20 protein-coding genes and 1 pseudogene are annotated in these 23217 nt (G+C 39.3%); 18 read left to right on the forward strand and 3 right to left on the reverse strand.

The features are described 5' to 3' along the window. The first annotated feature begins 135 nt into the window (after positions 1-135). The 15 genes and pseudogenes from NMM17_RS03165 to NMM17_RS03235 all read left to right on the forward strand — a co-directional run bounded on the left by NMM17_RS03165 (position 136) and on the right by NMM17_RS03235 (position 17315). On the forward strand, positions 136-990 hold the full coding sequence (locus NMM17_RS03165; protein ID WP_000220688.1) for a VOC family protein: 855 nt from the start codon (positions 136-138) through the stop codon (positions 988-990). Between the two features lie 106 nt (positions 991-1096). Continuing rightward, positions 1097-1654, forward strand: a pseudogene (locus NMM17_RS03170) (sugar O-acetyltransferase). A gap of 383 nt (positions 1655-2037) precedes the next feature. After that, complete coding sequence (locus tag NMM17_RS03175) at positions 2038-3288, forward strand: dicarboxylate/amino acid:cation symporter (RefSeq protein ID WP_000780192.1); 1251 nt, start codon at positions 2038-2040, stop codon at positions 3286-3288. A 14-nt stretch (positions 3289-3302) separates the two neighbouring features. Beyond that, positions 3303-4241 (forward strand): RimK family alpha-L-glutamate ligase, encoded by a 939-nt coding sequence (locus NMM17_RS03180; RefSeq protein ID WP_000063557.1) that lies wholly within the window; start codon positions 3303-3305, stop codon positions 4239-4241. Positions 4242-4542: 301 nt separating this feature from the next. Then, positions 4543-5307 carry a nucleoside phosphorylase gene (locus NMM17_RS03185; RefSeq protein ID WP_254753818.1) on the forward strand — a complete coding sequence of 255 codons (765 nt, stop codon included), beginning with the start codon at positions 4543-4545 and terminating at the stop codon, positions 5305-5307. A 33-nt stretch (positions 5308-5340) separates the two neighbouring features. Then, positions 5341-6720: a TrkH family potassium uptake protein gene (locus NMM17_RS03190; protein ID WP_254753819.1), complete on the forward strand. Its 1380-nt coding sequence runs from the start codon at positions 5341-5343 to the stop codon at positions 6718-6720. Positions 6721-6733: 13 nt separating this feature from the next. Further along, a complete protein-coding gene (locus NMM17_RS03195) occupies positions 6734-7399 on the forward strand; it encodes a TrkA family potassium uptake protein (RefSeq protein ID WP_001283912.1) in 666 nt (221 codons plus the stop codon). A gap of 155 nt (positions 7400-7554) precedes the next feature. Beyond that, entirely contained in the window at positions 7555-8571 is a 1017-nt protein-coding gene (locus tag NMM17_RS03200) for a glycosyltransferase family 2 protein (RefSeq protein ID WP_000771884.1), read from the forward strand. Positions 8572-8686: 115 nt separating this feature from the next. Next, positions 8687-11398, forward strand: coding sequence for a fibronectin-binding SSURE repeat-containing protein (locus tag NMM17_RS03205; protein ID WP_254753820.1), 2712 nt, complete (start codon positions 8687-8689; stop codon positions 11396-11398). A 123-nt stretch (positions 11399-11521) separates the two neighbouring features. Continuing rightward, positions 11522-12214: a response regulator transcription factor gene (locus NMM17_RS03210; protein ID WP_254753821.1), complete on the forward strand. Its 693-nt coding sequence runs from the start codon at positions 11522-11524 to the stop codon at positions 12212-12214. Positions 12215-12217: 3 nt separating this feature from the next. After that, positions 12218-13270, forward strand: coding sequence for a cell wall metabolism sensor histidine kinase WalK (locus tag NMM17_RS03215; RefSeq protein WP_254753822.1), 1053 nt, complete (start codon positions 12218-12220; stop codon positions 13268-13270). Between the two features lie 194 nt (positions 13271-13464). Further along, positions 13465-14076 (forward strand): 30S ribosomal protein S4, encoded by a 612-nt coding sequence (rpsD, locus tag NMM17_RS03220; protein WP_000092756.1) that lies wholly within the window; start codon positions 13465-13467, stop codon positions 14074-14076. A 596-nt stretch (positions 14077-14672) separates the two neighbouring features. Then, complete coding sequence (locus NMM17_RS03225) at positions 14673-15479, forward strand: hypothetical protein (RefSeq protein WP_033685331.1); 807 nt, start codon at positions 14673-14675, stop codon at positions 15477-15479. Positions 15480-15500: 21 nt separating this feature from the next. After that, positions 15501-16748, forward strand: a complete 1248-nt coding sequence (locus NMM17_RS03230; protein ID WP_033685330.1) for a toxic anion resistance protein — start codon at positions 15501-15503, stop codon at positions 16746-16748. A 246-nt stretch (positions 16749-16994) separates the two neighbouring features. Continuing rightward, on the forward strand, positions 16995-17315 hold the full coding sequence (locus NMM17_RS03235; RefSeq protein ID WP_083306558.1) for a tyrosine-type recombinase/integrase: 321 nt from the start codon (positions 16995-16997) through the stop codon (positions 17313-17315). Between the two features lie 24 nt (positions 17316-17339). Here NMM17_RS03235 and NMM17_RS03240 read toward each other — a convergent pair whose 3' ends face one another. From NMM17_RS03240 to rpmF, 3 genes are all read right to left on the reverse strand, one after another. Then, positions 17340-18722 carry a hypothetical protein gene (locus NMM17_RS03240; RefSeq protein ID WP_070526244.1) on the reverse strand — a complete coding sequence of 461 codons (1383 nt, stop codon included), beginning with the start codon at positions 18720-18722 and terminating at the stop codon, positions 17340-17342. 153 nt (positions 18723-18875) lie between these two features. Next, positions 18876-19025 (reverse strand): 50S ribosomal protein L33, encoded by a 150-nt coding sequence (gene rpmG, locus NMM17_RS03245; protein ID WP_001265622.1) that lies wholly within the window; start codon positions 19023-19025, stop codon positions 18876-18878. Positions 19026-19040: 15 nt separating this feature from the next. Beyond that, a complete protein-coding gene (gene rpmF / locus NMM17_RS03250) occupies positions 19041-19223 on the reverse strand; it encodes a 50S ribosomal protein L32 (protein ID WP_049546651.1) in 183 nt (60 codons plus the stop codon). A gap of 316 nt (positions 19224-19539) precedes the next feature. On the opposite strand from rpmF, the gene NMM17_RS03255 reads away from it, so the two are divergent. Genes NMM17_RS03255 through NMM17_RS03265 form a run of 3 tightly spaced genes read left to right on the forward strand, consistent with a single transcriptional unit; the run spans position 19540 to position 23217 of the window. Further along, complete coding sequence (locus tag NMM17_RS03255) at positions 19540-21570, forward strand: BglG family transcription antiterminator (protein ID WP_254753823.1); 2031 nt, start codon at positions 19540-19542, stop codon at positions 21568-21570. A gap of 3 nt (positions 21571-21573) precedes the next feature. Further along, entirely contained in the window at positions 21574-21858 is a 285-nt protein-coding gene (locus NMM17_RS03260; RefSeq protein ID WP_000912473.1) for a PTS sugar transporter subunit IIB, read from the forward strand. 12 nt (positions 21859-21870) lie between these two features. Beyond that, positions 21871-23217 (forward strand): PTS ascorbate transporter subunit IIC, encoded by a 1347-nt coding sequence (locus tag NMM17_RS03265; protein ID WP_000975289.1) that lies wholly within the window; start codon positions 21871-21873, stop codon positions 23215-23217.

The following is a 23217-nucleotide window of genomic DNA, read 5'->3' on the forward strand; positions in this document are numbered from 1 at the left end:
CAAAACAATCCTAGAAGATTTTTCTGGGGTTGTTTTTGCTAGGGGAGTTTCTATAAGTTGTCTGGCTTGACTTTCTTGATGGAAATTATATAATAGTTGTAATAATTAAAGTTACAATTAAAGAGAGAAATAGTTATGACCTATGAATACAAGAGCCACATTTATTTGGCAGAGGCAGTTTTAAATGTAAAGGATTTGGCCAGTCAAACTGCCTTTTATCAGCAAATCATTGGTTTAGAAATCTTATCTCAAACTGAGACAGAGGTCATTCTAGGCCTTGGTGGAAAAGCCTTGGTACAGTTGATTCAAACACAAGAGAGCGGAGAAGTAAGGGAACATTATGGCCTTTACCATCTGGCTATTCTCTTGCCGACACGCAAGACTTTGGCTGATGTCTTGAAACATCTGACGGATTTGCAGATTCCTCTTGTCGGTGGTGCTGACCATGGTTACAGTGAGGCCCTTTACTTAGAAGATTTGGAGGGGAATGGCATTGAACTCTATCGAGATAAGCCGGTTTCCACATGGGATATTCGAGAAGATGGGCGTATTATCGGGGTCACTGAGGCCCTTGCAGCGCAGGATATCTATGAGTTGGGGGAAAGAGTAGAGCCCTTTATCCTAGCAGACGGTACGAGAATGGGGCATATTCATCTTTCCGTCAAGGATAGTCGAAAGTCCAGCCAGTTTTATCAAAAGGTGTTAGGGCTAGAGGATAAATTCAGTGTACCTAGCGCCAGTTGGATTGCGGCAGGAAACTACCATCATCATTTGGCGGTCAATGAATGGGGAGGAAAAAGTCTGGCTCCGCGTAAGCCGGGTTTGCCAGGCTTAGCCTACTATGTCATCGAAGTCGCACATAAAGAAGAACTGTTAATGATTGCTGAGCGAGCACAAGAAATTGATGCACCAGTTAAGTGGCTGACATCTAGCCAGCTGGACGTTACAGACCCAGACGGAATTGTGACCCGTATTCGTTTAGCAAGATAGGCAAGATGTGATAAAAATCAGAGAATAAATTGTAGAAAGTACCCCTTATCCTAGTCGGATATGTAGAAAATTTGATATGATAGTAGGGAATAAGGAGAAGAATACAATGACCAGTGAATACCAGAAAATGATAGCATGAGAACCCTATCATCCATTTGACCCCGAGTTGCGGGCCTTGGCTCAGACTTCTCGTCAAAAACAGGCTGCTTTTAACCAGGAGCCAGACCCCTTGAAGGGGGCGGAGATTATCAAGACTTGGTTTGGTTCGACTGGGCAAAATCTCTTTGTCAATCCACGATTAGTAGTGGATTATGGAGTCAATATCCATCTAGGGGAAAATTTTTATTCTAATTGGAACTTGACCATGCTGGATGTTTGCCCGATTCGTATCGGAGACAATGCTATGATTGGCCCCAACTGTCAGTTTTTAACCCCACTCCATCCGCTGGATCCGCATGAACGTAATTCAGGTGTCGAATACGGAAAGCCCATCACCATCGGTGACAATTTTTGGGCTGGTGGTGGCGTTATTGTCCTTCCTGGAGTGACACTGGGCAATAACGTAGTGGCAGGAGCAGGGGCCGTAATCACTAAGTCCTTTAGAGACAATGTTGTTCTAGCTGGTAATCCTGCGCGCGTGATTAAGGAGATACCTGTTAAATAGAAGTAAAAGAGGCTGGGAAAAACTCAATTTCAAGAAAAATGAAGTAAATCTTTCAACAATAAAACGTATAATATCAAGGTTGTTCATTACCTGATATTATGCGTTTTTCTGATTTCAAAGACTTTTTACTCAGCCTCTTTTTGTAGATTTGATACTTGAAGTCACTCTTCTTGATCATTATGGAATTGCTCCATCTAGTTGAGTAGTTTAGATGGTGGTGTTTTTCTAACATAAAAAATTCATAATGGATAGCGAAATAGATATGACGACACTTTGAGATATTGTTATAAATCTTTTTTATGGTCACAATAGAAAATATATATTAGTCAAGCTAGAAGATTCGTAGTAGAATAATTAGCAAATAAAAGCAAAGGGGTTATTTTATGAAATTAGTTAATTTATGGTCAAAACTTTCACTCGGTTTGCAATTATTGCTAGCTTTGATTTTAGGTGTTATTTTTGCAGTAATCTGGCCACAATTTGCAGGTTTTTATCAATTTCTAGGACAAGCATTCATCAAATTGGTAAACATGGTCATTATTCCACTAATATTCCCAATTATAGTAGTTGCAGTGGCTAGTGTTATTGGAAAAAAATCGTTTGGTAAAATTTTAACGAAGACCTTACTCTACTTTTTTGCTGTTACAACTGCGATTACTTTATTATTTGTATTTGCTAGTTATTATTTGGGATTTGGTCAAGGTGTGAATATTGGCCAAACTGGTGGTAATATCGATGGGATAGCTAATAATGTCCAATTGAGTGAGTTTTTACTTGGTTTTATTCCATCAAATATTGTGAAGTCAATTTCAGAAGGCTCTCTTCTTCCAATTATTGTTTTTGCTATATTTCTTGGTTATGGAATTGGTAGCTTGAAGAGTGATAAAACCCAAAAAATTCTTGAAGGTTTCCAGATCTGGATTGAAGCTATTTATAAAATTATAACTGTTATTGTAAAATTATCTCCTGTCGGAATCTTTGGCTTTATTGCAAAAGATGTCGCTAGTACAGGGATTGATAAGTTAGTTGGACTTGGTCAATTTGTTATCGGAACTTATTTGGCTTATGGAGTTCTCATTTTAGTTGTTTTCCCTCTGATTGCCTCTATCTTTAAAGTTCCATATTTGACCGCTTTTCGTGAAAATTGGAGCCTCTTGACTCTAGCATTTATTTCAGGTAGTTCGAGTGTTGTGTTACCGTCCCTATTAAAGGATTTAAAGAAACAGGGACATGATGAGAATACGATTGATTTGGTTGTCCCTTTAGGATATACTTTTAATCTAGAAGGAGCAGCTGTCTATTTTTCAGTAGCCACTATTTTTATCGCACATGCTTACGGTATCCAATTTTCATTATCAAGTCTCTTATTTACAGTTTTACTTTTGACATTAATTGGGAAAACTGCAGCTACTGTTCCATCAGGAGCTATCGTAGTTTTGTTGGCAGCAGCACCCCAGCTTGGATTGCCAGTAGAAGGAGTGGCCTTGATTTTTGCAGTTGATTTCTTTGTGAATGCTGGTCGTACAATGATCAATGTTTTGGGTCAAATATTAACGGTCAGTGTCATTGAAAAAACAGAAGGTTATAGTTTAGAGGAAGACAAGCAACATCAATTGTCAGTTAACTTTTCTTAAAGGAGATAGGACTTATGAGTAACGCAAAAGTTTATGTGATTCATGAAAATATTGAATGGACACAGCATTTAGTAAAATGGTTAGAAAAAATACAAGTACCTTATGAATTATGGGATCTATCGAGTGGGATATTAGATCTTCAAAGCCCACCTCCACAAGGAATTTTTTATAATAGGATGTCCGCATCTTCTCATACGAGAGGGCATCGCTATGCACCAGAGTTTACGGAGCAGGTGCTTACGTGGCTAGAGGCTCATGGACGTAAAGTAGTTAATGGAACGGGAGCCATCAATCTAGAAATCAGTAAGGTGAAACAATATTTGAAATTAAATGAATCTGGTATTGAGACTCCAGCAACAGTTGCTGTTTTGGGACCGGAAAATATTATTGAAGCAGCAAGAAAATTGAATATCTATCCTTTGATTACCAAGCATAATAGAGCAGGAAAGGGATTAGGAGTGCAACTTTTCCAAAATGAAGAAGAACTAGAAGCTTATGTTAATAGTTCTGCTTTTGAACCTTCAGTAGATGGTATTACCTTGTTGCAGGCTTATATTAAACCAAGTGATGGTCGTATCCGTCGTTCAGAGTTTATCAATCAGAAGTTCCTTTATACTGTTTCAATTGATTCTTCAGATGGTTTCCAACTTTGTCCAGCAGATGGTTGTCAAATCGGTAAGAGACCAGAACAACTGGAAACTTCTGAAAAATTCCAAATTACAGAACCTCTACCAGAATCTCAAAAAGAAGCTTATGAAGCCTTCCTTAAAAATGCTCATATTGATGTGGCAGCTATAGAATGGGTTCAATCAGAAAGCAGAGATATTTATGTGTATGATGTAAATACCAATACAAACTATAATCCTACAGCGGAACAGAATGCTGACATCTTTGCTCATCAACATCTAGCTGAATATTTAAAGAGGGAGTTAAAAGCTCTTTATAGTGAATGATCATCTTGGAAGTTAATCTTTTAAAAATTTGATAACAACTTCCAGATAGAGTGCGACATAAATACTTTTCTTTCAAGGTAACAGTTATCAGCAACAACTACTAATATATAACGTCCCCTCTGAAGATTAATTACAGAGGGGCTACGTTTGTAATGTTTACTCTAATTCCTTATGATTTATAAAATCACTTAGTGTCGAGAATTCCAAGAATACTGAGATTTTTTCTCCTCAGTTCATCAACCCCCTCCTTGACACTCTGTCAGCTTTTGATACAATAGTACAAAATTAGAGGAGGTAGGTTATGATTCAGAAACACGCGATTCCTATTTTAGAGTTTGATGATAATCCTCAGGCGGTTATCATGCCCAATCACGAGGGGCTGGATTTGAAATTGCCAAAGAAGTGTGTCTATGCTTTTTTAGGTGAGGAGATTGACCGTTATGCGAGGGAAGTAGGGGCGGACTGTGTCGGCGAATTTGTTTCTGCCACCAAGACCTATCCAGTTTATGTCATCAATTACAAGGGCGAGGAACTTTGTTTGGCTCAGGCTCCTGTTGGTTCAGCTCCAGCAGCCCAGTTTATGGATTGGTTGATTGGATATGGTGTGGAGCAGATTATTTCCACTGGAACCTGTGGTGTGCTGGCTGATATAGAAGAAAATGCCTTTTTAGTCCCTGTTCGCGCTCTGCGAGATGAAGGAGCTAGTTATCACTATGTGGCGCCTTCTCGTTATATGGAAATTCAGGCAGAGGCTATTGCTGCTATTGAGCGAGTGTTGGAAGCCAGAGGGATTCCCTATGAAGAAGTCATGACCTGGACGACCGACGGTTTTTACCGAGAAACGGCTGAAAAGGTGGTTTATCGCAAGGAAGAAGGCTGTGCTGTTGTGGAGATGGAGTGTTCTGCGCTTGCGGCAGTAGCCCAACTGCGTGGGGTTCTCTGGGGAGAATTGTTGTTTACAGCTGATTCCTTAGCAGACTTGGACCAGTACGATAGTCGTGACTGGGGTTCAGAAGCTTTCGAGAAGGCCTTGGAGCTCTGCATTGAGATAACTTCTCAGATCTAGCTACTCTCCTTCTTTTTATGGTACAATGGATGTATGTTATTCAAATTATTTGTGAAAAAACTTGAAAGTGCCTTGGGCGGACTTTCGCCTGCTCGTCGCATTTTTTTAAGTTTCGCTGGAGTTATTTTTATAGGTTCTCTCCTTTTGAGTTTGCCTGTTGTCCAGGCGAGTGATTCGCAGGCGACTTATTTTGACCATCTTTTTACGACGGTGTCCATGGTCTGTGTGACGGGCCTCTTTACGCAACCGGTAGCTACCACCTATAATTTCTGGGGGCAGTTGATTTGTATGCTCTTGATACAGATTGGTGGTCTGGGGCTCATGACCTTTATCGGGGTCTTTTATATTCAGGGGAAGCAAAAGCTCAGTCTTCGCAGTCGTGAAACCATTCAGGAGAGCTTTAGTTACGGGGAAACTCGGTCGTTGAGGGCTTTTATACGGTCTATCTTTTTGACGACTTTTCTGGTGGAGGGCTTGGGTGCCTTTCTGCTAAGTTTCCGCTTTATTCCTGAGTTTGGCTGGGGACGAGGCATTTTTACCTCTATCTTTTTAGCTATTTCAGCCTTTTGTAATGCTGGTTTTGATAATTTTGGCAGTAGCAGTTTAGTGGCTTTTCAGACAGATCCCTTGATCAATCTGGTCATTGCTGGCTTGATTATCACGGGTGGTCTGGGCTTCATGGTCTGGTTTGACTTGGCAACCCAGCTAGGCAAGAAGAAAAAACGTCGACTACGTTTCCACACCAAGTTGGTCCTCTTCTTGACTGCAGGGATTTTGCTGTTTGGGACAGGAGCCACACTCTTTACGGAGTGGCACAATCCCGGAACCATTGGCAATCTCAGTGTCCCAGAGAAAGTGCTGGTTAGCTTTTTCCAAACTGTCAGCATGAGAACGGCTGGTTTTGCCTCTATTGACTACACCCAAGCTCGACCTGTGACCTTGTTTATCTATATCTTACAGATGTTTCTCGGAGGGGCGCCTGGAGGGACGGCTGGGGGTCTCAAGATTACGACTTTCTTTGTCTTGTTGGTTTTTGCGCGTAGTGAATTGCTGGGCTTACCTCATGCTAATGTTGCGCAGAGAACCATTGAGGTCCGAACAGTCCAAAAATCCTTTAGTGTCTTCATTATCTTTTTGATGACCTTCTTGTTGGGCTTGATGTTGTTGGGAATTACAGCAGAAGGAACACCGCGATTTATTTACCTCATGTTTGAGACCATTTCAGCTCTTGCGACAGTTGGGGTAACGGCAAATCTGACACCAGAATTAGGCAAGTTAGCTCTTAGCATTATCATGGTGCTCATGTTTATTGGCCGTATCGGTCCCTTGACCTTGCTGGTTAGTCTAGCTGACTACCAGCCTGATAAGAAAGATTTGATTCAGTATATGAAAGCAGATATTAGTATTGGATAAGAAAGGAAGAATGATGTCAGATCGTACGATTGGAATTTTAGGTTTGGGGATTTTCGGGAGTAGTGTCCTGACAGCCCTAGCCAAGCAAGATATGAATATCATTGCCATTGACGACCACGCCGAGCGCATCAATCAATTTGAGCCAGTTTTGGCGCGTGGAGTTGTGGGCGATATTACAGATGAGGAACTCCTCAGAACTGCAGGAATTGATACCTGTGATACGGTTGTGGTGGCAACAGGGGAAAATCTGGAGTCGAGTGTGCTTGCAGTTATGCATTGTAAGAGTCTAGGGGTACCAAGGGTTATTGCAAAGGTCAAAAGCCAGACAGCTAAGAAGGTGCTAGAAAAAATCGGTGCTGACTCGGTGATTTCACCTGAGTATGAAATGGGGCAGTCTCTAGCGCAGACCATTCTCTTTCATAACAATGTTGATGTCTTTCAGCTGGATAAAAATGTGTCTATCGTAGAGATGAAAATTCCGAGTGTTTGGACAGGTCAAAGCCTGAGCCAGCTAGATTTACGTGGCAAATACAACCTCAATATCCTAGGATTCCGTGAACAAGAAAATTCACCCTTGGATGTCCAATTTGGCCCTAATGATCTCTTGAGCGCAGATGCCTATATCTTGGCTGTCATTAACAACCAGTATCTAGATGACTTGGCAGAATTAAATTCGTAAGGAGGGAGCCCCCCTCTTTTTTGATGTCCAAAATAGCAAATGGAGATAGCAACCCTTGTATTCTAGTAAAAGTCTTTCAAAAGCTGGACTTTATGGTAGAATAGAAAGAAGTGACAAGAGAGTAAGAAAAAATCAGTCCCCTAAAGGAGTAGATTATGAAGTTATTGTCTATCGCCATCCCTAGCTATAATGCCGCTGCCTATCTTCATTACTGTGTGGAATCGCTAGTGATTGGTGGTGAGCAAGTTGAGATTTTGATTATCAATGATGGGTCTCAGGACCAGACTCAGGAAATCGCTGAGCGTTTAGCCAGCAAGTATCCTAACATCGTTAGAGCTATCTATCAGGAAAATAAGGGCCATGGCGGTGCGGTCAATCGCGGCTTGGCGGAGGCTTCTGGGCGCTATTTTAAAGTAGTTGATAGTGATGACTGGGTGGATACTCGTGCTTACCTGAAAATTTTGGAAACCTTACAAGAATTAGAGAGTGAAGGTCAAGAGGTGGATGCCTTTGTGACCAATTTTGTCTATGAAAAGGAAGGCCAGTCTCGTAAGAAGAGTATGAGTTACGAGTCCGTCTTGCCTGTCCAGCAGATTTTTGGCTGGGATCAGGTTGGAAATTTCTCAAAAGGCCAGTATATCATGATGCACTCGCTGATTTATCGGACAGATTTGTTGCGAGCGAGCCAGTTCCAACTGCCTGAGCATACCTTTTATGTCGATAATCTCTTTGTCTTTACCCCCCTTCAGCAGGTCAAGACCATGTACTATCTGCCTGTCGATTTCTATCGTTATTTGATTGGGCGTGAGGACCAGTCTGTCAATGAGCAAGTGATGATTAAGCGCATTGACCAGCAACTCAAGGTCAATCGACTCTTGGTAGATCAGCTTGATTTGTCCCAAGTGAGTCATCCAAAAATGCGAGAATATTTGCTGAATCACATTGAGATTACGACGGTGATTTCCAGTGCCTTGCTCAACCGAGCAGGTACAGCAGAGCATCTTGCAAAAAAACGTGAGCTGTGGACCTATATTCAGCAGGAAAATCCAGAGGTATTTCAGGCCATTCGCAAAACCATGTTGAGCCGTTTAACCAAACATTCAGTCTTGCCAGCTCGCAAACTTTCCAATGTCGTCTATCAAATCACCAAGTCTGTTTATGGATTTAATTAATATAAGTATTTTATAAGAGGGATTTAAGAAAAATTTTAACTTTTTCTTAATCCTTTTTAATTTTAGGAGATTATACTAGAGTCATCAAATAAAGAAAAACTCTAAGGAGAATCCTATGAAATTCAATCCAAATCAAAGATATACTCGTTGGTCTATTCGCCGTCTTAGTGTCGGTGTTGCCTCAGTTGTTGTAGCCAGTGGTTTCTTTGTCCTAGTTGGTCAACCAAGTTCTGTACGTGCTGATGTGGTCAATCCAACCCCTGCTCAAGTAGCGCCAGATGCGACTGCGGTGAGTGAAAAGAGCGACTTACCAGTAGAACTTCTCAAAGAAGCAGTCGATACAGCTCTTCCTTCAGAGCAGGCAGAATCAACACCTAAAGCAAGCTTGGATACTGCAAGCTCTCCAGAAAAAGCAGATGTAGGTGCTAAAGAGCCGGTAGTAGCACCAAAAGAAGAAGCGCAAGCAAAACCAGAATCTAAGAAACAAACAGAAGATGCGGTTAAACCTGTGGAAAGTCCTGCAGCTACAGTTGCTGGACAAGACCGTGAAGCAAGTGAAGCTCAACCAGCAACCACTCCAGCTGAAGTGCAAAAAGGCGTGGCTGACAATACTAAAGACACAGTAGACGTTCCGGCTACTTACTTGGATAAAGCCAACTTCCCAGGCCCATTCACAGCCGGAGTCAACCAAGTTATTCCATATGAATTCTTCGCTGGTGATGGTATGTTAACACGCCTTATCTTGAAAGCTTCAGATAAGGCTCCATGGTCAGACAACGGTTCGGCTAAAAATCCAGCCCTTCCACCAGTAGAAAAATTGGGCAAAGGTCTTTACTTCTACGAAGTAGACTTGGCAGGTACCCAAGGTAAGTCAGATAAAGAGCTTCTTGATCTCTTGAAACAAAACGGCACTCAAAGCTATAAAGCAACTATCAAAGTGTACGGTGCTAAAGATGGCAAGGCAGACTTGAGCAACCTTGTAGCGACTAAGGATTTGGATGTCAACTTGAACGGCTTGACTACCCCAGCTGAAGTTCAAAAAGGTGTAGCTGATAATACTAAAGACACAGTAGATGTTCCAGCCACTTACTTGGACAAAGCCAACTTCCCAGGCCCATTCACAGCTGGTGTTAACCAAGTCATTCCATACGAATTCTTCGCTGGTGACGGTATGTTAACTCGTCTTATCTTGAAGGCTTCAGACAAGGCTCCATGGTCAGACAATGGTTCAGCTAAAAATCCAGCTCTTCCACCAGTGGAAAAATTGGGCAAAGGTCTCTACTTCTACGAAGTAGACTTGGCAGGCACTCAAGGTAAATCTGATAAAGAGCTACTTGACCTCTTAAAACAAAATGGCACTCAAAGCTATAAAGCTACCATCAAGGTGTACGGTGCCAAAGATGGCAAGGCTGATTTGAGCAATCTTGTAGCGACTAAGGATTTGGATGTCAACTTGAACGGCTTAACCACTCCAGCTGAAGTGCAAAAGGGCGTAGCCGATAATACTAAAGACACAGTAGATGTTCCAGCCTCTTACTTGGATAAAGCCAATTTCCCAGGCCCATTCACAGCCGGTGTTAACCAAGTCATTCCTTACGAATTCTTCGCCGGTGACGGTATGTTAACTCGTCTTATCTTGAAAGCATCCGACAAGGCTCCATGGTCAGACAATGGTTCAGCTAAAAATCCCGCTCTTCCACCAGTAGAAAAATTGGGCAAAGGCCTCTACTTCTACGAAGTGGACTTGGCAGGAACTCAAGGAAAATCAGATAAAGACTTGTTAGACCTCTTGAAACAAAACGGCACTCAAAGCTACAAGGCAACCATCAAAGTGTACGGTGCGAAAGATGGCAAGGCCGATTTGAGCAACCTCGTAGCGACTAAAAATTTGGATGTCAACTTGAACGGCTTAACCACTCCAGCCGAAGTACAAAAAGGCGTAGCCGACAATACCAAAGATACGGTAGACGTTCCAGCATCTTACCTGGACAAGGCCAACTTCCCAGGCCCATTCACAGCTGGTGTCAACCAAGTTATTCCATATGAATTTTTCGCAGGTGATGGTATGTTGACACGCCTTATCTTGAAAGCTTCAGACAAGGCTCCATGGTCTGACAATGGTTCAGCCAAAAATCCCGCCCTTCCACCAGTAGAGAAATTGGGCAAAGGTCTCTACTTCTATGAAGTAGATTTGGCTGGCACTCAAGGCAAATCTGATAAAGAGCTTCTAGACCTCTTGAAACAAAACGGCACTCAAAGCTATAAAGCTACAATTAAGGTTTACGGTGCGAAAGATGGTAAAGCTGATTTGAGCAATCTCGTAGCGACTAAGGATTTGACAGTGAACTTGAATGGACATCAGTCTCTTGCTCCGATGCAATCAGGCTTCGTCCCATCTTCTAATGGTTCAGCTATGCCGACTCCAATGATGAGTAGTCATCAAGATGCGTCTAAGATGAACGCTCAAATGCCAAGTGTCAATCAAGATGAGATGAAATCTCAAATGCCAGCTGCTAGTCAGGATAAGATGATGCCTAACAAAGAGCAGGATAAAACCATGAATGCTAGCCAGCCTATGGCAACACCAAGCATGAAACAGGATCAAGCTCCAGCAGCCTCAAGCAAAATGTCTGATGAAGGCAAGATGGCAGCTAATAACAAGGCATCAAATCCAATGATGACTGCTCAAATGAAAAATCAAAAAGACATGCTTCCATATACTGGCGAAGCTCAAACATCAATGGCTACTCTTGGATTCTTTGGACTCGCCTTGGCAGGACTATTAGGTGGCCTCGGTTTGAAAGCTAAAAAAGAGGAAAATGACTAGTCTAGCTACAGACTTTCTATCTAGGATTTGAAAAATCCAGATAGCGATTAGAATGTTCGTAAAGTGATTAAAATAGTGTTATACTATTGTGGTATAGCACTGTTTTTTTCAAAGGAGAGACAGATGGGAAAGACAATTTTACTCGTTGACGACGAGGTAGAAATCACAGATATTCATCAACGCTATCTGGTTCAGGCAGGGTATCAGGTTTTGGTGGCTCATGATGGAGTAGAGGCCTTAGAAATCTTCAAGCGAAAACCGATTGATTTGATTATTACAGATATCATGATGCCTCGGATGGATGGTTATGATTTGATTAGCGAAGTCCAGTATCAATCTCCGGATCAGCCTTTTCTCTTTATCACGGCTAAGACTAGCGAGCAGGACAAGATTTATGGCCTGAGCTTAGGGGCAGATGACTTTATTGCCAAGCCCTTTAGCCCACGTGAGCTGGTTTTGCGTGTCCACAATATCCTGCGTCGCCTTCATCGTGGAGGTGAGACAGAGGTCGTCAGTCTCGGAGATTTACGGATGAATCACGGTAGCCATGAGGTCCAAGTTGGAGATGTGGCGCTTGATTTGACAGTCAAATCCTTCGAACTTCTATGGTTTTTAGCCAGCAATCCAGAGCGGGTTTTCTCTAAGACAGATCTCTATGAAAAGGTCTGGCAAGAAGACTATGTGGATGATACCAATACCTTGAATGTTCATATTCATGCTCTCCGACAGGAGTTGGCTAAACATGCCAGTGCAGCAACGCCCACCATCAAAACCGTCTGGGGCTTGGGCTACAAGATTGAGAAAGCACGAGGGTAGTTAATGAAATTAAAAAGTTATATTTTAGTGGGGTATATCATTTCAACACTCCTAACAATTATCGTGGTTTTTTGGGCCATCCAGCGCATGTTAATTGAGCAAAGAGAAATTTATTTCCTGATTGGCATGACTTTAATCGCAAGTTTTGTCGGTGCTGGGATTAGTCTCTTTCTCCTATCGCCTGTCTTTACATCATTGGCCAAACTTAAGGAACATGCCAAGCGAGTAGCGGACAAGGATTTTCCTTCAAATCTGGAGGTTCAAGGGCCTGCAGAATTTCAGCAGTTAGGGCAAGCTTTCAATGAGATGTCCCATGATTTGCAGGCAACCTTTGATTCATTAGAAGAAAGCGAACGAGAAAAGGGCTTGATGATTGCCCAGCTTTCGCATGATATCAAGACCCCCATTACTTCGATCCAAGCGACAGTAGAAGGGATTTTGGATGGGGTTATCAAGGAAGGAGAACAAGCCCACTATCTAGCAACCATTGGGCGCCAGACGGAAAGACTCAATAAACTAGTTGAGGAGTTGAATTTTTTGACCTTAAATACAGCTAGAAATCAGGTGGAAACGACTAGCAAAGACAGTATTTTTCTGGACCAGCTCTTGATTGAGTGCATGAGTGAATTTCAGTTCTTGATTGAGCAGGAGGAGCGAGATGTCCATTTGCAGGTAATCCCAGAGTCTGCTCGGATTGAGGGAGATTATGCCAAACTTTCTCGTATCTTGGTGAATCTGGTCAATAATGCTTTTAAATACTCTGCTCCAGGAACCAAGTTGGAGGTGGTAGCTAAGCTGGAGAAGAACCAGCTTTCAATCAGTGTAACAGATGAAGGGCAGGGCATTGCCCCAGAGGACTTGGAGAATATTTTCAAGCGCCTTTATCGTGTAGAAACTTCGCGTAACATGAAGACAGGTGGTCATGGCTTGGGTCTTGCGATTGCGCGTGAATTAGCCCATCAATTGGGTGGAGAAATCACAGTCAGCAGCCAGTACGGCCTCGGAAGCACCTTTACTCTCCTTCTTAACCTCTCTGGCAGTGAAAATAAAGCCTAAAACCCCTTTACAAATCCAGCCATTCATGGTAAAATGGATTTTGTGTGAAATATCAGCAGGAAAGCATGAAGCTCGTCAACAGGTGTCTTATGATAAGTAACCTTGGCTGTTTAGGCGAAGGGCATCTGCACGAATCAGGGCTTTCTAAGTGACTATTTCCACCGAAATATTATTTATATCAGGAGGACATTCACATGTCACGTTATACAGGACCATCTTGGAAACAAGCTCGTCGCCTTGGCCTTTCACTTACAGGTACAGGTAAAGAATTGGCACGTCGTAACTACGTACCAGGACAACACGGACCAAACAACCGTTCTAAATTGTCAGAATACGGTTTGCAATTGGCTGAAAAACAAAAACTTCGTTTTACTTACGGTGTAGGTGAAAAACAATTCCGTAACTTGTTCGTACAAGCTACAAAAATCAAAGGCGGAATCCTAGGTTTCAACTTCATGCTTCTTTTGGAACGTCGTTTGGATAACGTTGTTTACCGTCTTGGTCTTGCGACTACTCGTCGTCAAGCTCGTCAATTCGTAAACCACGGTCACATCCTTGTTGACGGAAAACGCGTTGATATCCCATCATACCGCGTAACTCCAGGTCAAGTGATCTCAGTTCGTGAAAAATCATTGAAAGTTCCAGCTATCCTTGAAGCAGTAGAAGCTACTCTTGGACGTCCAGCATTCGTATCATTCGACGCTGAAAAATTGGAAGGTTCATTGACTCGCTTGCCAGAACGCGACGAAATCAACCCAGAAATCAACGAAGCACTTGTCGTTGAATTCTACAACAAGATGCTTTAATTTTAAGATATATCTTACAGAAAGCCTACAACAGTGGGCTTTTTGCTTTGTCTTAAAACGTTGATTTCTGGGTTTGTTTAGAGATTTGCTAGTAAGATTATTTGTGTGTCTAAGTCTATCTATTCAAAGAATGACACGATGTTGATGATATAAATCTGGTATGATATAATATTTTGGCCCCCTCAATTCAAGGAAGGGAGGTGTTACATATGTTAGAAACTTTACTCACAGTGTTTCTAGCTCCGTTACTGATTAACGTGTTATCTGAGCTTTTCAAGTTATGGATAAAGAGACGTAGCCCCCTTTTAGAGGGTAGCAAAAACCCCCATCGGTGGCACGGTGGGGCTTTTTGTTGCCTTGTTAGACAATTATCATCACTATAAACCCATTCTAACACACCCCCTCCGATTTTTCAAGCTTTTGTTTTGATATTCCTCAGAGTGTGTTTGTGGTTTGAGTCCACTTTACTGAAATTAGCCCACGCGCTTCTAGCCTCCATTCTACAGCAAAGAAATCAACTCTTTTCTAGGGATTTCCGCCCTCATTTTTGTCTTTTGTGCTAAAATAGACTTATAAATTGAAAATAAGGAATGTTTATGAAATCGGGTAATGGTTTTTGGAAAGGCTGTCTCTATTTTTGGGGCTTCTTGTTCTTACTGGGCCTTTTGGTTCAATATGCTCTTCCGCTTGCGGCTTGTGTCCTGCTAGGCTATGGTGGTTATCGCCTCTATAAACGTTGGCGCTATCCTCTTTTGCAGGATCGTTCGCTCGATGATCGGATTGAGCTTTTAAAAGCTCGTATTCGTCAGGCGGACAAGGATATTCAGCAATTAGAGGGAACTTTAGTAGAAAAAGGCTCAGAGTCCTATAAGAGTTTGGCTAATCAAGTATTAATCGAACTGCGGGAAATCCATCAGGAGGCGGAACGTCTCAAGTCCTATATCGATGCTGATGTCTACAACCGTATTGACAAAAAGGTTCGTACAGTGAGGGCAACTATCGATGTTCAGCTAGAACGTTTGGATAGAGAAAGTCAGGTAGATCTTGAAAATGCGGAGCCAGAGGAATTAGCTCCAGAATTGTCCCAGACCTTGGCCAATATTGCCATTGATCATCAGGCTATTTTAGACAAGATTGCCACCTCTGCTGATGGTGATAAGGAAGAATTGACGGCCATTCATAGTTTGAAGATGGAGAAATTCCAAACGATTTTAGAAGGCTATTTAAAGATTAAGGCCAATCCGAAGAACTATAATCGAGCAGAAGAACGCTTGCAACAAGCTAAAGCAGCCATCGAACAATTTGACCTTGAACTGGACCAAGTCTTGAGAGAATTCAATGAAACAGATATGCGTGATTTTGATATCAGTTTGCGTATCCTAGAAAAAGATCGTAAAGAATAGGTTAGAAACAAAGGAGTAACCATGACAGAATTTAATTTTGATATTGACCAGATTGCCAATAATACGGTAGCTAAGGTGGATAAAACAACCCAAATCATCGAGACCAATACTGGCTCGGACAAGACCTTGACCTTCCTTGAAAAGTTGAGCCCTGAGCAGCAAGAAGGAATCAAGGCGCACGTGCCCCAGTTAGTAGACCAATTTGTCACAAATCAAAATGCTCTTTTGGATTTTGGACAATCTGCTGTAGAAGGTGTGAATAATACGGTCAATCGTATCTTGTCAGAACAAAAGAAATTGCAGATTCCCCAAGTGGATGATCTACTTAAAAATACCAACCGTGAGTTGCAAGGCTTTGTAGTCAAATACAAGAACGCTGAAATTGCTGAGTTAGAAGAGAAGCCAAACTTTTTGCAACGATTGTTTAACAAGAGCAAGAATACCCTACAAGAATTTTACTTTGACTCAAAAACAGTGGAGCAAAAGCTCGATGGTATGGCAGCTGCAGTGGTCAAGCAAGAAGATGTCTTAGCTCGAAATATCGTTTCAGCTGAGATGTTGATTGAGGACAATACCAAATCCATTGAAAATCTAGTGGGAGTGATTTCCTTTATCGAAGCTAGCCAGACAGAAGCTGGCAATCGCGCTGCAGAACTGAAAGCTCAAGCTGACCAACTCGATACAAGTACGGTAGAATACCAAACCAAGTCACAAGAATTGGCCCGCATGGCTGAAGTGGTCAATACCCTTGAACAACAACATACTGAGTATGTCAGCCGTCTCTATGTTGCCTGGGCAACAACACCTCAGATGCGCAATCTTGTGAAGGTGTCATCTGATATGCGCCAAAAATTGGGTATGCTTCGTCGTAATACGATTCCAACAATGAAGCTTTCTATTGCCCAACTTGGTATTTTGCAACAATCAATGAAATCAGGTGTCGTGGCAGATGCCATTGTCAATGCCAATAATGCTGCCCTTCAGATGCTAGCTGAAACCAGCAAGGAAGTGATTCCGCAGATGGAACGAATTGCCCAAAGCCCGACAGTCGCTGTTGAGTCTGTTACCAAACTGGCTGAAAGCCTGGTCGCTCAAAACCAAGGTATCGTCGCTGCCATTGAATTGGGACGCCAGAAACGTGCCCAACTAGAAACAACCATCGTCAAGTCCGCAGAAATGATCAACGATTCTGTCAAACTACGCGATGAAAAAATCGTCCAAGCCCTTCTAGACCAAGGCAAGGCAGCTCAGAAAGAAGTACAAGAATAATACACAAGTCCCCTGTAATGTAGATTTGCAGGGGATTTTGGATTTTTCTATATATCCGAACATCTAGTTTATTTCACAAAAAATATAGTCAAAAATGTAGTCATTCGAATGATTTTTTTCAATGTACTGAATTAAACAAAAAGAAAAAACGTTTGAATCAGCGTTTTTCTTCTGTATTGATTCTTCGTATTGAATGCTTACTTAACTTCGGTATACATAAAAGGGAAGAACCAGCAGGGCAGTCCATTGTATCATACAGAAATTTCAATGTTCTTAAGAGGTGGAACTAGTCAGTCCGCTAAGTATAATAAGAAAAGTGGAAAATCCTATAAGGATATTGATGACCTAGTTGATTTTGGTAGGCCTGTTCACATAGTTCCCCATATGTTCCGACATAGTTTTGTTTCAGTCATGGCTGATAAGAATGTAAGCTTAAACGTTATTCGAGAGTTTGTGGGACATTCAGAAGATAGTAGAGAAATAGAAAAAATCTATCTTCATGTTATGCAAAAAGGAAAACATAAGATTGAACAAGTTATGATAGATTTGTCTAAAATAATCTCTTGATTATTATAATCAGTTAAAATTCAGCTATTTTAGATTTCTTGATATGATTATAAAAATAGAAATAACAATAAGACTAGCTAAACTTATCAATAAAATCTCAATGTTATTAGTAAAGATATTTATTACTTGAAGAACAGATACGGAAGCAATAATAAAAAGTATTGCTTCCATAAGTTTAGTATTTCGTAATTCATTAAATTGATATTTTTCTTTAATTAAGTCATATTCCTCTTGCTTTACTTTTTCTACATATTCATCGTGAGTGAAATCAGAGTGCTCTTTAAGATGATTAAAAAGTTCAAAAATAGGTCTATAATTAAGTCGGTACATAAAAATATATGATTTTTTATAATTGTGAGCCCATTCATTAAAATTAATAAGATGTTTTTCGTTTGAGAGGTGGAATTTTTCAAGTCCGTCCATAATAGTTTCTTCAAGGCAAACTAATTGAAAAAACGGGGTAGCAGAAGCCAAAAAGAAACTAGCTTGTTGTAGAAAATTGAACTCAAAATTATTAGAATCATTGTTATTCCAAATGATATAATTAGCGCCTTTGTTTATGTAGTTAATGTATTCTAAATCAAAATAGTCTGCTATGTAATATTTTGATTTATTCATAGAGGATAGAGCATGCGAAGTATATGGAGCATTAATCATCCAAGTATACAATTTGTCTTTTTTAAAGAATTCTAATTTATTCATATCTTTCATATTGGTAATGAAGTGGAGTGTAAAAAAACGTTCGCTTAATTGAATTCCTCCGTTTATTGAAGATAATTCTTTTTTTATATAATTTAAAATATCATCTAACTGTTGAGAAGAGTTCAAAGAGTATGCTTTATTTTTATTTTTAAAATCAGGAAAGAGTTTGGCTATCATTTTGGTATACGGGTGTAGAAAATCGATGTTATAAAAAGAATCTCTCAAATCTTCAAATAAATCAATTACTATTGCCCCATTTTGATATACGGTAAGTGTTACAAAGTAGAGGTATATTTCGCTCTTTTTACCAAATTCTATAAGAGGAGTGAAGATAAATTTAATAAATTTATTACCTTCTGCGTTATTTAACCAATTTTGCTTTTCCTTCTCAAGTTTAATAAAGTATAAGTCAAGATAGTCATTAGTCTTTTCATCAATCGCTTCTTTCAAATGATGTATCTCAGAGGGAATATTCCAAAATTCATTTTTTTTAGCAATAAGTTGACCATCTTTGGTACCTATTAAAACCATTATTGTGGCTGGATGATTTTTAAATTTTTTAGTAATAATTTGTGTTAATTTTTTATTATTAATTTTATATAAGTCTGTACTTAACATATAAAAAGAAGTTATTTTAAATTCTTTGATTTGTTTAGAGACTTCAGAAATTTTTTCTCCCCAATTATTATTTATAGGCTTCTTCATATTAAGCTCCTTAATGTTTTTCAAAATAATTATATCAAAAACATTCCCCTATTTGATATGAACAATCATAATCAGTTAAAATTCAGTTATTTTGCTAAATTTAAAAGAAAAAGCCTTAGAAATGTTGATTTCATAGGCTTTCTGTATGTTATATTATTTTACTTCTGTAAACACAACGTGTTTGCGAAGTTTTGGTGAGTATTTCTTCAATTGAAGACGGTCTGGAGTGTTACGTTTGTTTTTAGAAGTAAGGTACAAGCGTTCACCAGATTCTTTGTGTTCAAGTGTAATATTTACGCGCATGGTATCTCCCTTCTATTATTCAGCTGATGAAGCTTTAGCGATTTTACGTCCTTTGTAGTATCCTTTAAGTGATACACGGTGAGAACGTGAGTAATCTCCAGTAGTTTCGTCAAAGTTCACAGATGGAGCTGTTACTTTGTAGTGTGTACGACGTTTGTTTTTCTTCGCTTTTGAAGTGCGACGTGCAGGTACTGCCATTTTGATTTCTCCTTTAGGTATTTATATTCGATTCAATCTACTGATTTTCATCAACCATACTAGGATAACACATTTTTTTTGTAAAGTAAAGTTACTTGACAAAAAAAGATGAAAAAATTAGAAGATATTACTCAGTTGATATTACTAAAACCTAAATGATATCACTTTGTTTTTAAAAGTCAATAGAAAGTTGAAAAATAATTACTAAAAAGTTTCAGCCCAATAATTACTTGTAGTAGGTGAGATTATATTGTGCTGAAATACTCTTTTATTCTTATAACTTTTACACTATAATTGTAGTTAGAAAGGGAGAGAAATGTTTGATTATAGAGCACTAGTTATTTTGATGACTTTGATGGATCATTGTGAGCTATCATTATATGAATTATCTGTTAAGGTGAGCTTACCTATAAAGGAAGTCAAAGAAGGAATAGATTATTTAGTGCCTTATCTAGCTAATAAAGGGATAGTGCTGGATAAAAAACAAGGTCGCTATAGTTTATCAAATCGTACGAAGCAGTCTTTGACAGATATTATTAAGTCGGATGAATTGGTTTTACCAAAGTCGACTCGCTTAGCATTAATCTATCTTTACACTTTTTGCCGATTAGATTTTATATCGAATAATCATTACCAAGACTTTTTGAAAGTAAGTAAGAATACAACCTTATCTGATATTCAATCATTAAGAAAGATTATGTTAGATAATGATTTGGAGCTAGGGTACAGTAGAGCAAAAGGTTATACTTTACACGGTTCAGAGTGGAATAAGCACCGTTTAGCTTTTCAAATGGTTAGTGAGTTGCTGGAATCCTCCATAGGGATTTGGGGGTTGGATTATGTTTTATCCAGTTGGGGGTATTCATTAACTTATGATTTGATTGATCAGGTAGTTAAAGATTATTATGAAAAGCTACAGATAGTACCTATTGTTAATCAATTAAAAGTTTGCCTTTTCGGTTTAGTATTCATTATATGTAGGTATCAAAGGGATGTTGAAAGAGTATGTCTTTCAGAGACACTAGTATCTCCTATTATTCAAGATATAACGACTATTTTATTAGATACAGTAGTTGATTTGGGAATTATAGATACGGTATTTTCAGAGGATGATTATCGCTATGTCACAGTTTTATTATCAAGTTGCTTTGAAGGTGAAGTAGATGTTGCTCCGGTTTACTTTAATCAATTAACAGAGGCTATTATAAGTAGAATGGAAGATATTTCTTTGTTACATTTTAAACAAAGAGAAGTATTGAGAGAAAATCTTCGCCGTCACCTTATACCGGCTTACTATAGATTAAAGTTCGGCTTACCTAGCTCAAATGAATATGTGTTGCATGTTAAAGAACATTATCCTGATTTATTTGAACTAGTAAAAGATTCTTTGACTCCCTTGATGGACGCTATTGACAAGCCCATACCTGATAGTGAAACAGCATATTTTGTTATCCATTTTGGAGGATATTTAAAGAAAGCAGACAATTTGCCTCAAAAATGTTATAAAGCAGCAATTATCTGTCCTAATGGAATTAGTTCTTCATTGATGATAAAAGAGAATCTATTAGCATTATTCCCTCAAATTGAGTTTATAGGAACCTCAAAGATTGATGATTTATATGCGAAAACTAGTAGTGACTATGATATGGTTTTTTCTACTATAAAGGTGGATACAGAGAAGCCAAATTATCTAGTTTCTGTTATGATGACGGAAGAACAAACAACACAGTTAGTTGAATTGGTATCAAAAGATTTCCCAGATACAGGTTATCGAGATATTGAGCTTAATCAGATAATTAGCATAGTAAGACGATATAGTGTAATCACACAAGAATTAGAGTTAAAATTAGCATTAAAGAGGTATCTCTATCAAGAAATGAACAGAAAGGACGTGTTACCATTGTTAGAAGAATTAATTACAAAAGAAACTTATCAGGTTAGTTCGGAAAAATTAGGATGGAAGGAGGCAATTCGTTTAGCAGCTAAACCGCTTTTGGATCAACATAAGATAACTGAGAACTACCCTGAGGCAATGATTCAAAAAGTAGAAGAGTTTGGGCCTTTTATTAATTTAGGGAAGGGAGTAGCAATTCCTCACGCTCGGCCAGATGAAGGTGTGAATGAAATAGGAATGTCAATGTTAGTTTTGGAAGAACCGATTTATTTATTGGATAATCCAGAACAAGAGGTAAGATTGTTGATTTGTATTGCAGCTATTGATAATGAGAGTCATTTAAAGGCTTTGTCACATTTAACAACAATTTTAAGAGATAAAAATCATGTTCAAACTTTAATATCATCAAAAAACTATGATGACATTGAAATGATAATTAAACAGGAGGATTAGATAATGTTAAAAATTGGTACAGCTTGTGGTTCAGGATTAGGTTCAAGTTTTATGGTACAGATGAATATTGAATCTGTATTGAGTGATTTGAATGTTTCAGATGTAGAAGTTGAACACTATGATTTAGGTGGAGCAGATCCAAATGCAGCTGATATTTGGATTGTTGGTCGTGATCTAGCTGATTCAGCTAGTCATCTTGGAGATGTTCGTATCTTAAATAGTATTATTGATATGGACGAGCTACGAGAATTAATTACTAAAATTTGTGAAGAAAAAGAACTTATATAGGAGGCTAGCGTCATGATGAAGTTCATATTGGATATTGTTAGTACACCAGCTATTTTAGTAGCTTTAATTGCAATCTTAGGATTAGTTCTTCAGAAGAAGAAATTACCTGACATTATTAAAGGCGGAATTAAGACCTTTGTTGGTTTCTTAGTTGTATCTGGTGGTGCAGGAATTGTGCAAAATTCTTTAAATCCATTTGGTACCATGTTTGAGCATGCTTTTCATTTATCTGGAGTTGTACCAAATAATGAAGCAATTGTAGCTGTAGCTTTAACAACATATGGCTCAGCTACTGCAATGATTATGTTTGCAGGTATGGTGTTCAATATCTTAATCGCTCGTTTTACTCGATTCAAATATATCTTTTTAACAGGGCACCACACTCTATATATGGCGTGTATGATTGCGGTCATTTTATCAGTTGCTGGCTTTACTAGTTTGCCTCTTATCTTACTAGGAGGATTAGCACTCGGTATTATTATGAGTATTTCTCCAGCATTTGTACAAAAATATATGGTTCAATTAACTGGAAATGACAAGGTGGCTTTAGGTCATTTCAGTTCTTTGGGATATTGGTTGAGTGGTTTCACTGGTAGCCTTATCGGTGACAAATCAAAATCAACAGAGGACATTAAATTCCCAAAGAGTTTAGCTTTTTTACGTGATAGTACTGTTAGTATTACTTTATCTATGGCAGTTATTTACATTATTGTAGCTATCTTTGCAGGGTCAGAATATATAGAAAAAGAAATCAGTAATGGTACAAGTGGTCTAGTTTATGCTTTACAATTAGCAGGTCAATTTGCAGCAGGTGTATTTGTTATTTTAGCAGGTGTTCGCCTTATTTTGGGTGAAATTGTTCCAGCCTTTAAAGGTATTTCAGAGCGTCTTGTACCTAATTCAAAACCTGCTTTGGATTGTCCGATTGTTTATACTTATGCACCTAATGCAGTCCTAATTGGATTTATCTCTAGTTTTGTTGGTGGTTTAGTAAGTATGGCAATTATGATTGCTTCAGGAACGGTTGTCATCTTACCAGGCGTTGTGCCTCATTTCTTCTGTGGAGCGACTGCAGGTGTCATTGGGAATGCATCTGGTGGTGTTCGTGGAGCCACTATTGGAGCATTTTTACAAGGTATTTTAATTAGTTTTCTTCCAGTCTTTTTAATGCCAGTTTTGGGAGGACTTGGTTTCCAAGGGTCAACTTTCTCAGATGCAGATTTTGGTCTATCAGGAATTATTTTAGGAATGTTGAATCAATTTGGCTCACAAGCAGGCATTGTTATTGGTCTTGTTCTTATTCTAGCAGTTATGTTTGGAGTATCCTTTATTAAAAAGCCATCTGCAAAGGAGGAATAA

The sequence above is a fragment of the Streptococcus sp. CF7_Ac1-12 genome, assembly GCF_024295905.1.
GTDB lineage: Bacteria > Bacillota > Bacilli > Lactobacillales > Streptococcaceae > Streptococcus > Streptococcus mitis_AP.

Bases quoted from the DNA above. Each gene is read 5' to 3' on its own strand.
- NMM17_RS03240 (WP_070526244.1), bottom strand. From the start codon at position 18,722: ATGAAGAAGCCTATAAATAATAATTGGGGAGAAAAAATTTCTGAAGTC.
- NMM17_RS03225 (WP_033685331.1), top strand. From the start codon at position 14,673: ATGAAATCGGGTAATGGTTTTTGGAAAGGCTGTCTCTATTTTTGGGGC.
- NMM17_RS03260 (WP_000912473.1), top strand. From the start codon at position 21,574: ATGTTAAAAATTGGTACAGCTTGTGGTTCAGGATTAGGTTCAAGTTTT.
- NMM17_RS03255 (WP_254753823.1), top strand. From the start codon at position 19,540: ATGTTTGATTATAGAGCACTAGTTATTTTGATGACTTTGATGGATCAT.
- NMM17_RS03215 (WP_254753822.1), top strand. From the start codon at position 12,218: ATGAAATTAAAAAGTTATATTTTAGTGGGGTATATCATTTCAACACTC.
- NMM17_RS03190 (WP_254753819.1), top strand. From the start codon at position 5,341: ATGTTATTCAAATTATTTGTGAAAAAACTTGAAAGTGCCTTGGGCGGA.
- NMM17_RS03205 (WP_254753820.1), top strand. From the start codon at position 8,687: ATGAAATTCAATCCAAATCAAAGATATACTCGTTGGTCTATTCGCCGT.
- rpmG (WP_001265622.1), bottom strand. From the start codon at position 19,025: ATGCGCGTAAATATTACACTTGAACACAAAGAATCTGGTGAACGCTTG.
- NMM17_RS03165 (WP_000220688.1), top strand. From the start codon at position 136: ATGACCTATGAATACAAGAGCCACATTTATTTGGCAGAGGCAGTTTTA.
- rpmF (WP_049546651.1), bottom strand. From the start codon at position 19,223: ATGGCAGTACCTGCACGTCGCACTTCAAAAGCGAAGAAAAACAAACGT.
- NMM17_RS03210 (WP_254753821.1), top strand. From the start codon at position 11,522: ATGGGAAAGACAATTTTACTCGTTGACGACGAGGTAGAAATCACAGAT.
- NMM17_RS03175 (WP_000780192.1), top strand. From the start codon at position 2,038: ATGAAATTAGTTAATTTATGGTCAAAACTTTCACTCGGTTTGCAATTA.
- NMM17_RS03265 (WP_000975289.1), top strand. From the start codon at position 21,871: ATGATGAAGTTCATATTGGATATTGTTAGTACACCAGCTATTTTAGTA.
- NMM17_RS03200 (WP_000771884.1), top strand. From the start codon at position 7,555: ATGAAGTTATTGTCTATCGCCATCCCTAGCTATAATGCCGCTGCCTAT.
- NMM17_RS03230 (WP_033685330.1), top strand. From the start codon at position 15,501: ATGACAGAATTTAATTTTGATATTGACCAGATTGCCAATAATACGGTA.
- rpsD (WP_000092756.1), top strand. From the start codon at position 13,465: ATGTCACGTTATACAGGACCATCTTGGAAACAAGCTCGTCGCCTTGGC.
- NMM17_RS03185 (WP_254753818.1), top strand. From the start codon at position 4,543: ATGATTCAGAAACACGCGATTCCTATTTTAGAGTTTGATGATAATCCT.
- NMM17_RS03180 (WP_000063557.1), top strand. From the start codon at position 3,303: ATGAGTAACGCAAAAGTTTATGTGATTCATGAAAATATTGAATGGACA.
- NMM17_RS03195 (WP_001283912.1), top strand. From the start codon at position 6,734: ATGTCAGATCGTACGATTGGAATTTTAGGTTTGGGGATTTTCGGGAGT.